The sequence below is a fragment of the Streptomyces sp. genome, from assembly GCF_050698815.1.
GTDB lineage: Bacteria > Actinomycetota > Actinomycetes > Streptomycetales > Streptomycetaceae > Streptomyces.
Map to the genome: position 1 here is coordinate 1 of NZ_JBOHCV010000758.1, position 10,704 is coordinate 10,704.

Consider the following 10,704-nt stretch of genomic DNA (forward strand, 5'->3'; position numbering starts at 1 on the left):
TCCGGGCACTGCCGTGTGCCCGGACGCACGTTCGGCGGTCTCCGGGGCGCGGAGACCCCGCGGACGGTCTTAGCTGGAAGGGACCGTCGAGGGCACGCCCCAGGGGAGGCCCATGCGCACCGAATCGAACGCCGGGGCAGGAGGCCGGCGGCCGTCGCGCCGTGCGGTCGTCACCCTTGCCCTGCTGGCTCTGCTCGCTCTCGGGTACGTGCTGCAGTTGCTGGGCATCCTGCTCCCGTCCACGGCGCTCGTCATCGCCGGGGCGACGCTCGGCATCCTGTGCGAGGCGCGGCTGCTGAGGGGGCAGCGGGGACTGGCCCGCGGCCTGGCCCGCGCCCAGCTGTATCACCCCGTACGGCAACTGCTCCGGGACGGTCTTCTGCTGGGCGGGCTGGCGCAACTGGGCGTGCTGCGCCCGGCGCCTGCCGCGGCGTGGCTGCTGGTGGCGCTGCTCGGCTGCTGGGCGACGCACTTCCTGTGCCAGGGGGTGGCGGCCCGGGTACGGCGTTCCCGCAGGCTGCCGATCGTCACGCGCAACATCGACGCCTCCGCGCTCCGTCTCACCCCCGCCCCGCCCGCGCTCTTCGGGCGGTACGGCGCGGCACGGCTGTGGGGGACCACCGCGCTGGTCACGGGCGGCATGGGGGTCACCGCCGCCACGGGCGACGCGCGCTGGGGCGCGTGGGTGGGGGTGATGTGCTGGACGGTGCTGCTCGCCGGCGTCGTACAGCTGGCGTGCCGGCTGCTGCCCGGGCAACGGCCGGCCGGGGAGGAGGAGGTGCTGGCCTGGCTCGACGGGTGGCTGGCTGCCTACCGGCCGACGGTCGGCATGTACTTCTCCGGCGGCACGAGTTCGGCGTACCAGGCGAACATGTGGCTCTCGACGCTGGAAGGACTGTCGGGCCGGCCCGTCATCGTGCTGCGGGAGCGGTTCATGGTGCAGCGCATCGACGCCACTGACGTACCGGTCCTGTGCATCCCCCGGGTCGCCCATCTGATGCGGCTGGAGCACTCCACACTGCCGGTGCTGCTGCACCCGGCGAACTCCGGCAAGACCTCCCAGGTGCTCCGCATCCCCACCATCAAGCACGCCTTCATCAACCACGGGGAGAGCGACAAGCTCTCCTCCTGCAATCCGTACGCCAAGGCCTACGACCAGGTATGGGTGGCCGGACCGGCGGCCCGGGAGCGCTACCGGCTGGCCGACATCGGAGTCGCCGACCCGGACGTGGTCGAGGTGGGCCGGCCGCAGCTGACCCCCATCCGCCCGTACGCCGGGCCGCCCGCCCCGGGCGACCGCCTCACCGTGCTGTACGCGCCCACCTGGGAGGGCTGGACGGACGATCCCGGCAACACCTCCCTCGCACTGGCCGGGGAGGCGGTCGTGACCGCGCTGCTCGCCGATGAGCGGGTGCGGCTGCTCTATAAGCCGCACCCGATGACCGGTTCGGTCGACCCGGCGGTGAAGGAGGCGGACGGACGCGTCCGCGCCCTGATCGCCGAGGCCAACGAGCGGCGTGCCGCCGCGGCCCGCTCCGATGCCCGCTCCCGCGCGGACGCGGAAGCGGAGGCATCAGCGGTCGCGGAAGCGGAAGTCGAGCTGGCGCGGCGTACCGCGGAGCTGACGGCTCTCAGCAAGCCCGGTCGCCGCCGGGGCGGGGACGAGGCGGAGCGGATGCTGCTGCAGCCCGCACCGGTCGCTCCCGCGCCTGCCCCCGGTCCCGCCGCCGCCGCCGGTCCCGTCCCCGGTCCCGCCCCCGCGCAGTCGGGCGCCGCAGCCGTCCTCGAGGCCGTCGCCGGCTGGGAGGAGTGCTACTGGCGTGCGTCCCCGCCGTGGCAGCACCTGGTCATCACCGGAGCGCGGCCGGGGATCTACACCTGTTTCAACCAGGCCGACCTGCTCGTCTCGGACGTCTCCAGCGTGCTGTCCGACTACCTCAGCAGCGAGAAGCCCTACGCGGTCGTCAACACCACGGGCCTGCCGGAGGAGGAGTTCCGCGCGGGCTTCCCGACCGTACGCGCCGCCACCATCCTCACCGCGGCGGCGGACGGGATGGCGGCCCTGCTGGAGTCGGTCCGCGACCCGTCCGCGGACACGCGGCGCGCGGACCGCATGGAGCTCAAGGCGTATCTGCTCGGCCCGGACGAACCGCCCTCACCGGTCCGCTTCGACCGTGCCGTGCTCGACCTGCGGGTCGAGGCGGAGGCCCACCGGGTGCGCTGCGGTGCGCAGCTCGCCGACGGGCTGGACGGCCGGACGGACGAGCCGGTGAGGGCTTCCGCCGGTGCCGATCAGGTACTGCTGGCCGAGGTGCTCGGGGAGGAAGAGGCACTGTGAGCCGTCGGCGCCGAAGGCGTCGCGGGGGCGGCGTCCGCCGCCAGCACCTCGGCCCGCTCGGCCAGCGGCAGTGGCTGGAGGGCCACGACCAGGTCGTTGCTGAGCGAGAAATAGAGCCGCAGCCCGGTCTCGGTCTCGCCGAGCCGGACGCGGGGCACCAGATCGGTCTTCTTGCGGTCGGCCAGATCGCCCAGCAGCCGGCCGAAGCGGACAGGCACCGTCCCCTGGGCACCCGGCCTGAGCCACAGGTCCCAGACCCCCTTCGTATCGCCCGAGTCGAGTGCTGCCGGGAGTTCGTAGGGCAGCTCGAAGGAGAGGGACGGAGCGGGGGCCATGAGGTCGGTGGCGGCGGTGGGCTCGGTGGGGGACACCGGCGGCTCGGCGGACAGCTGGACGGGCAGCTCGAAGCCGGGTTCCGACTCGGTGCGGGAGACGGCGAGGACGGTGCCCTTGGCCGCCGCGTCCGGGCGGGCCGCGTGCCCGTACAGGTCGGCCCGTACGGTGCAGCTGTCCTGCCCGAGTTCGACCGAGGTGACTTCCGCGTGGCCGGGGCGGTGCCAGGCGCGGACCGCCAGATAGCCGTCGACGGTGGTGTAGGGCACCCAGGCGGCGAGGGCGCCCGCACCGTCGAGCGGGGCGGGCATCGACAGCAGCCGGGCGGTCTCGACGAGTCCGGAGTGCACCCGCTTGCGCTTGCCGTCCGCCACCCGTTCCACATGGACGTCCCAGCGGTCCTCCGGCAACGTGTGCGCGCCGCGTTTGAGCCGGACCTCCACCCAGCCGTCGACAGCCTTGGCGCGTGGCGGCAGCGGGAGCCGGAGCGGTTCGGGGCCCGCGCGGCGGGCGTGCATCACCAGCACCGACTCGTCCTTGGGAAGCCGCTTGGCGAGCAGCCGGAACACGAGCGAGCCGTCCGTGGCGACCCGGGCGCGCGCGAGGGGGCGGCGCAGCTTCGGGGTGGGACGCTCCGTGCCGCGGTGCCGCCGCCACTGCCGGAGCGCCGGCCGCAGTACGGGCCCCAGGGTGCGCACGGCGAGCCGCCGCATGCGGCGGCGGAGCGGGCGGGTCGAGGCGGGGGCGGGGGGCGCGGCGGGGGTGCGGCCGGGAGTGCCCGGTGTGAGGGCGACCGTGCTGACGGGCTCGGGCACCGTCCCGGTCCTGGCCCCGGCCTCGGCCTTGGACCCGGCTTCATCGGGTTGCGCAGCGGAGGGGCGACGTTGTGTCAGCAGTTTCTCGATCAACTGTTCGTACTCGCCGGCGATGCGTTCCGGCGCGTACCGGGCGGCCTTGTCCAGCGCGGCCTGGCCCATCCGGTACCGCAGCTCGGGGTTCTCGATGAGCTGGATCAGCGCGTCGGCGTACGCGCGGACGCTGAACGGCTCCTCGCCCAGCGGTGAGAGCAGGCCGTCGTGCCCGTTGTCGATGATCTCGCCGGGCCCGTAGGGGCAGTCCGTGCTGATGACCGGCACACCGCAGTGCATGGCCTCGACGAGGGTCATCCCGAAGGACTCGCCGTCGGAGGAGACCGCAGCGATGGCGCCCTTGGCCCACTCGGTCTCGATGGGGGAGTGCGGGCCCATCAGGAACGCCCGGTCGTAGAGTCCCAGCGTGTCGATCTTCGCGCGCAGTGTCGCCTGCTGCCGGCCCCGCCCGTAGATCCGCAGCCGCCAGTCCGGGTGCTGGGCGGACACCAGGGCGAACGCGCTGATCAGGCGGTCGTACCGCTTGACCTTGATCAGCCGGCCGGCGGCGACGATCAGCTTGCTGTCCCCGTCGGACGGCTCGACGTCCACCGCCGGGACGGCGTTCGGGATGCAGGTGATCAGAGCCTCGCCGTCGGCGGTTGCGGTGCCGGCGCCGGGAAGGGCGGCGCGGTAGTTGGCCGCGTCGGCGTAGGAGACGGTGACGAAGGCGTCCAGGTGCGGGATCGCCGCGTCCTGGTGGGTGCGCACATGCTTGCTGTGCATCGCGTGGGTCAGGTGCTCCTGCCCGATGCGCAGGTAGCGGTCGCTGCCGTAGGCCGCCAGATAGTCGTTGATCTTGGGGCGGGTGGCGATCACGACGTCGGCGTCCGTACGGGACAGGTATTCCTCGACCCGGACATCGCCGAGCCGGGTGGCGATGCCGCGTTCGAGGTGGTCGGCGCCCTCGGTGAAGCGTTGGCTGGGCTCGTGGAAGCGGGGATCGTCGCCGTCGTACGCGCGTGCCTCGCGGCGCAGATCGATCAGGTGGGTCATGGTGACCCGGGGGTCGAAGGGGAGGGCGGTCTCGCGGACCGTCCGGCGGAGGCTGACCACTTCGACCGTGTGACGATCGGCCAGCGCCCGGGAGAGATTCACCGTGGAGCGGATCGTTCCGCCGATTCCGTAGGCGTTGTCCAGCAGGAAAGCGATCTTCATCTGGGCAGGTCCTCACAGGTGCCGCGCTGGAGTGGGCATGCGTAATGCCCCCGTTCGGGAGGCATTGTTCCTATCTGGTGTGAAAATAGCCAGTACGACATGGAGTAACCGTGTTCATCGGATGAGTGTGCCCAGGGCCCGCCGGGGGGGTGCGCGCGTTCGCCTCACGGGGCGCTCGCGCGGTCGGGGGCGCAACACCAGCTGAACCGTCGGTGGACGCGGCCCGTCGGTCAGCCGAAGCCCTTTTCGGAGCGGCCGTGCGGGCGTGCGCGTACGGGCGGCCCCCGTCTATACAGGGCGATAGCCCCGGGCGTCCTCCGGCATCGGCCGCCCGCCTCCGTCCTTCGAGGAGAAGTGCCTCATGAACGCAGCCGCCACCACCCACACCGACGCCTCCACCGCCGCGGCCAAGGCCGACGAGCTGCCCGAGCCCCGGTACTTCTCCGACGTGCCGGGCTGGTTCTACAACGGCGACATCGTTCTCTTCGACTGGTTCCTGGAGCGGCAGCGGCGGCTGGAACAGCGCGGCGACCTGCTGGAGATGGGCGCCTACCTGGGCAAGAGCGCCATCATGATGCGCGCGTACCTGCGGGCGGAGGAGACCTTCACGGTCTGCGACCTGTTCGGCTCCGAAGCCCCCACCCGGCACAACGAGCGGGAGATGCGCGGCTCCTACGCGACGCTGACCCGCCGCGCCTTCGAGGCCAACTTCCTCTCCTTCCACGACGAGCTGCCGCGCGTGCTGCACGCGCCGACGTCCGTCGTCCCCGAGGAGGTGGCGGCGGGCAGCTGCCGCTTCGTGCACGTGGACGCGTCCCACATGTACGAGCACGTGCACCCCGACATCGCCGCCGCCCGCGGCACACTCGCGCCGGAGGGCCTCGTCGTCCTCGACGACTACCGCTCGGAGCACACACCGGGCGTCTCCTGCGCCACCTGGCAGGCCGTGCTGGAGGGCGGGCTGCGGCCGATATGTGTCACCAGTCAGAAGTTCTACGGCACTTGGGGCGACCCGGCCGCCGTACAGGACGAGCTGCACGCGGCGCTGCGCGAGCGCGGCGACTGCTGGCTGCAGTGGCAGGACGTCGCCGGGCACCGGCTGCTGCTGGTGGGGGGACGCAAGGCGGCAGCGCCGCGGGTGCCGGTCTCCCGGCATCAGACATCCCGGGCCGGGGCCCGGGACGGGAAGGTGAAGGGTGACGGTGCGGGGCGGACCGGCGGGTCCGGGCGGCCGGGCGGTTCGCTGCCCCGCCGGATCGCCCGTGACGTACTGCCGCCGGTGCTCACCCGGTCGCTGGCCCGGGCGCTGCGCGCCCGGGGCCGTTGACGGGGCGGTCCGCCCCGCGTGCCGCGGTGCCGGTTACTTCACCGCGCCCGCCATCATCCCGGAGACGAACTGCCGCTGGAAGGCGAAGAAGACGATCAGAGGAATGATCATCGAGACGAACGCGCCCGGGGCCAGTACGTCGATGTTGTTGCCGAACTGGCGGACCTGCTGTTGCAGCGCCACCGTGATCGGTGGACTGCTGGCGTCGGCGAAGATCAGCGACACCAGCATGTCGTTCCACACCCACAGGAACTGGAAGATGCCCAGTGAGGCGATCGCCGGGCCGCCCAGGGGCAGCACGACCCGGGTGAAGAGCCGGACTTCGCCGGCACCGTCGAGACGGGCGGCCTCCAGCAGTTCGCGCGGTATCTCGGCGAAGAAGTTGCGGAGCAGGAAGACCGCGAACGGCAGCCCGAAGGCTGTGTGGAAGACGACCACACCGGGCGTGGTCTCGAAGAGGCCCAGGGTGTTGAAGAGCTTGGCCACCGGAATGAGGGCGACCTGCACCGGCACCACGAGCAACCCCACGACCACGAGGAAGCACCAGTCCCGGCCGGGGAAGTCCAGCCAGGCGAAGGCGTAGCCCGCGAGCGCGCCGATGATCACCACGGTGATCGTGGAAGGGACGGTGATCAGCAACGTGGTGAAGAGCGAGCCCGTCACCAGTTCGTTGGCGAGCAGCGAGTCGTAGTTCGCGCCTGTGAGCTGACTCGCGTTGATCACCCAGGGGAAGCTGGAGTTGAGGTCGAAGACCTGCCACCAGCCGGAGACGGCGATGTCTTCCGGACTGCGGAGCGACGAACTCAGCAGCCCGGCGGTCGGCATCAGCCACACGAGTGCGATCACGACAAGGCCGAGCCGCACCGCCCAGTGGCCGGTGAGCGAGATCAGCCGGGCGGCGACCGAGGACTTCTGCTGCCCGGAAGGCGGCGTCGCCTTCGGCGCCGAGTCGATTGCGGCGGTGGGATCTGGCTGGGCCGCGCTGACTGCGGTCATCGGCGGGACTCCCTTCGCAGGCGACGGACGTTGACGACCATCACCGGCACGACGAGCAGCAGCAGGATGACGGCGATGGCACTGCCGATGCCTTGGTTGGATCCCGCGCCGAAGGACGACAGATACAGCTGGAGGGCGAGCACGTTGGCGTCGTTCTGACTCGCGCTCGGGGCGATGATGTAGACGAGGTCGAAGATCTTCATCACGTTGATCATCAACGTGATGACGACGACTCCGAGGATGGGAGCCAGTACCGGAACGGTGATCTTGCGGAAGACCTGCCACTCGTTCGCGCCGTCGACTCTGGCGGCCTCCAGCAACTCACGGGGTACGCCCGCGAGTCCGGCCGCGATCAGCACCATCGCGAAGCCCGCCCACATCCAGATGTAGGAGCCGATGATGGAGGGCGTGACCAGGGTCGAGCCGAGCCAGTCGATGCCGTTGTAGGGCTCCGCGAAATTCGAGGCCGGCAAGCGGATTTTGGCTCCGTCGGCCTCGGACGGGAGTGAGAACGTACCGTCGCCGCCGGTCTTGGCCGTACCGACGACCTTGCCGCCCTTGACCGCTTCCACGGTGATACCGCTGAGGGCCTTCTCCTTCTGGTCGATGACGTCGGGCTTGCCGGTGCCACCGGGGGCGAAGTCGAGCCACACGGTGCCGGTGACCGCGCCGGCCTTGCCGGACGGTGCGGTCTTGGCCTCGGCGGCGCCTGCCGCGTCCTTCGGCGGCACGCCCACGAGCCCGAGATTGGCCGGATCGGCCGCGGAGACCGACGACTTGGTGGTGAAGTCGCCGCCGCCGGACTTGGCCAGGTCGGCGTTGGGCCGGGGCCGGGCGCCGGGCCAGGCGGAGGATTCGGCGAAGGTGTCGTGCACCCCGACCCAGACGGCGTTGGCGACGCCCTGCTGGGGGTCCTGCTCGTACACGAGCCGGAAGATGATGCCCGAGGCGAGCATGGAGATCGCCATCGGCATGAAGATGATCAGCTTGAACGCCGTGCCCCAGCGCACCCGTTCGGTCAGGACGGCGAAGATCAGACCCAGCGCGGTGCACACGGACGGCACGACGATGACCCAGATGATGCTGTTCTTGAACGCGGTCAGGATGTTGTCGTCGGTGAAGACCTCGACGTAGTTGCCGAGCCCGACGAAGCCCGATCCGGAAGCGTCGAAGGTGCTGCGGAAGACCGAGTACAGGATGGGATAGACGACCAGGGCGCCCAGCAGCAGCATGGCGGGCAGCAGGAACGAGAAGGCGATCCAGGGCCGCGAGCGCATCACGGAGACGCTGGCGGGTTTGGTGCGCGGCCCGGCGGGCGCCGAGGCGGCGCCGGGTGGTTCGTCTGTGGGTGGAGAGGTTTGGGGGGAGGGCATGACGGTGGTGTCCCCTGTCCGGGTACGGATGTTCAGGTCGAGGTCGGTCCGGGTCCGGCGGCGACGCCGGTGCCGGGCACGTCGCGAACGACGGGCCCGGCACCGGCTGTTGTGCCGCTGGGCGTCAGTCCTTGTACGCCTTGGCGGCGGCTGCCTCGAGGGCGCTCTGCGCGCCGGCGACGTCCTTCGGGTTCTTCAGGAAGTCCTGCAGTGCCTTCCACTCACCCTTGCCCTTGGTGCCGCCGAAGGCGGCCGGGGTCTGGTCGGACATGTCGAAGCGGAAGTCGTCGCCCGCATCGATCATCGCCTTGGCGATCTCGCGCTGCACGTCGTTCGGGTAGGCCGAGCCGTCCAGTTCCTTGTTGGGCGAGACGAATCCGCCCTCCTGGGCCCAGACCGCCGCTGCCTCGGTGGAGGCGAGGAAGGTCATCAGGGCGTGAGCGGCCTTGCTGTCCTTCAGCGCCACGGCAGCGTCACCACCCGTGACCACCGGGGCCTCACCGCCCACCGACGGGAACGGGTAGACCTTCGCGTCCTTGCCGATCTTCGCCTTGGTTTCCTTGGCGACGTTGATGCCGACGAAGTCTCCCTCGAAGACGCTGGCGGCGCTCGGGGAGTCCGTGGAGTCGAAGGCCTTCGTCACGGACGTGGGGAAGTCGGTCTGCAGCGCACCCTTGTTGCCGCCGGCGAGCAGTTCCTTCTTGCCGAACAGCTCTCCGAGGGTGGTCAGTGCCTTCTTGACCGAGGGATCGGTCCACTTGATCTTGTGCTGGGCGAGCTGGTCGTACTTCTCCGGACCGGCCTGCGAGAGGTAGATGTTCTCGAACCAGTCGGTGAGCACCCAGCCGTCGCCGCCGCCGACGGAGACCGGCTCGACGCCGGAGTCGGCGATGGTCTGCGCGTTCTTGAGGAAGTCCTTCCAGGTCTTCGCCTCGCCCACGCCCGCGTTCTCGTACGCGGCGGTGTTGTACCAGATCAAGGACTTGCTGGCGCCCTTGAAGTACACGCCGTACTGCTTGCCCTTGTTGGCGCCGAGGTCCTGCCAGCCCTGGGAGAAGTTCTTGCTGAGCTGCGCCTTGGTGGCGTCGTCGACGGGCTTGAGCCAGCCCTTCTCGGCGAACTCGTTCAACACGCCCACCTGCGGAAGCATCGCGACGTCCGGCGGCGCGCCACCCTCGATCTTGGAACCGAGGTACGTGGCCACGTTGTCGCCGGTGGGAGTGAGCTCCACCTCGGCACCGGTCCGCTTCTCGAACGCGTCGAGGACCTTGGCGAAGTTCTTGCCTTCGTCGCCTGTCCAGACGGCGGCGACCTGGAGCTTCTCCCCCTTGAGCTTGGGCAGCTTGACGCTCTTCTCGTCCGCTTGGGAGGAGGAGCCGCCCTTGTCGTCGCTGCCGCCACCGCCACAGGCGGCGGTCATCGACAGAGCCGCGACCGTGCACAGGGCAACCGCTGCACGCGCGGCCGTCCTGGTGGTGCGGATGCCGCCGAAGGTGCTGATGTTGCTCGTGGTACGTGAAGTACCAGTCGCACGGAGCCTAGTACGCATAGCTTCCCGCCGTCCCCATCTGAGGCACGGCCCCCGTTCGGCTGCCGTGCTGTTGTGTCACACGGGCATGAGGGCTTCTGGTCCGCGCCCTCCACCCCGTGCGCAAATTCCTACGCCGGACGGGCAGGTCCCGCAATCCTTTGTTAGCTCTCGGAACCATCATCTTGACCACTCCGTGACCTGCCGGCCACAGACGTGCCCGTTTCCTGGGGGTCCAGCCCAAGTGACCGCGCGGCCCGGTCCGTCGCGCTGGCGAGCAGTGCGAGATCGGTCGGGCCGTTGCCCAGTTCCCGTACGGGGCGCCGGGTTGGCGGATCACCGGCGCGGGTCCAGTCCAGCCGCACGACGGCCGGACGCTGCGTCGAGGTACGCGGGATGCGGCCGGTGACCCGGCCCGACTGGAAGGCGGTGACCGTGCCGTCGTGGAGCGTGGTGAGCGTGCCGCGGCCGGGGACGGGATCCGCGCCTCCCACACCGGTCAGCTCAACGCGCAGCGCCGCCGCCCGGGCGACGGCGGTGTCGGCTGTCCGGTCGGTGCGGCCGCTCGCCGCCACCAGGTGCACCCCGAGCCGTGCCCCGTCCCGGGCCACTGACTCCAGGGCGCGCACCACCGAACCCGCGGCCGGACGGCCCGGATTGCCCAGCGCGGGGTCGACGAGGGTGTCGAAGTCGTCGACGAGGACGATGAGTCGGGCGAGTGAGCCCCCCGGGCGGCTCGCCGC

6 protein-coding genes and 1 pseudogene are annotated in these 10,704 nt (G+C 70.9%); 2 read left to right on the forward strand and 5 right to left on the reverse strand.

What is annotated here, in order from left to right; all coding sequences use genetic code 11:
• The first annotated feature begins 112 nt into the window (after window positions 1-112).
• The gene (locus ACRDP3_RS26940) at window positions 113-2,338 is read left to right on the forward strand and encodes a hypothetical protein (RefSeq protein ID WP_431519617.1); all 2,226 of its coding nucleotides are present in this window, start codon (window positions 113-115) and stop codon (window positions 2,336-2,338) included.
• On the opposite strand, the gene ACRDP3_RS26945 is transcribed toward ACRDP3_RS26940, so the two are convergent.
• Entirely contained in the window at window positions 2,293-4,737 is a 2,445-nt protein-coding gene (locus ACRDP3_RS26945) for a glycosyltransferase family 4 protein (protein ID WP_431519618.1), read from the reverse strand. The two genes, ACRDP3_RS26940 and ACRDP3_RS26945, sit on opposite strands and share 46 nt — an antisense overlap.
• Before the next feature lie 361 nt (window positions 4,738-5,098).
• Between ACRDP3_RS26945 and ACRDP3_RS26950 the strand changes: the two genes are divergently transcribed.
• Entirely contained in the window at window positions 5,099-6,064 is a 966-nt protein-coding gene (locus ACRDP3_RS26950; RefSeq protein ID WP_431519619.1) for a class I SAM-dependent methyltransferase, read from the forward strand.
• Between the two features lie 33 nt (window positions 6,065-6,097).
• Here the strand turns inward: ACRDP3_RS26950 and ACRDP3_RS26955 are convergent, their stop codons facing one another.
• From ACRDP3_RS26955 to ACRDP3_RS26970, 4 genes and pseudogenes are all read right to left on the reverse strand, one after another.
• On the reverse strand, window positions 6,098-7,060 hold the full coding sequence (locus ACRDP3_RS26955) for a carbohydrate ABC transporter permease (RefSeq protein ID WP_431519620.1): 963 nt from the start codon (window positions 7,058-7,060) through the stop codon (window positions 6,098-6,100).
• Window positions 7,057-8,433 (reverse strand): carbohydrate ABC transporter permease, encoded by a 1,377-nt coding sequence (locus tag ACRDP3_RS26960; RefSeq protein WP_431519621.1) that lies wholly within the window; start codon window positions 8,431-8,433, stop codon window positions 7,057-7,059. Before ACRDP3_RS26960 ends, ACRDP3_RS26955 begins: the two co-directional genes overlap by 4 nt.
• Before the next feature lie 124 nt (window positions 8,434-8,557).
• The gene (locus ACRDP3_RS26965) at window positions 8,558-9,853 is read right to left on the reverse strand and encodes an ABC transporter substrate-binding protein (RefSeq protein ID WP_431519622.1); all 1,296 of its coding nucleotides are present in this window, start codon (window positions 9,851-9,853) and stop codon (window positions 8,558-8,560) included.
• 272 nt (window positions 9,854-10,125) lie between these two features.
• A pseudogene (locus ACRDP3_RS26970) lies at window positions 10,126-10,704 on the reverse strand (hypothetical protein); the annotation flags it as partial.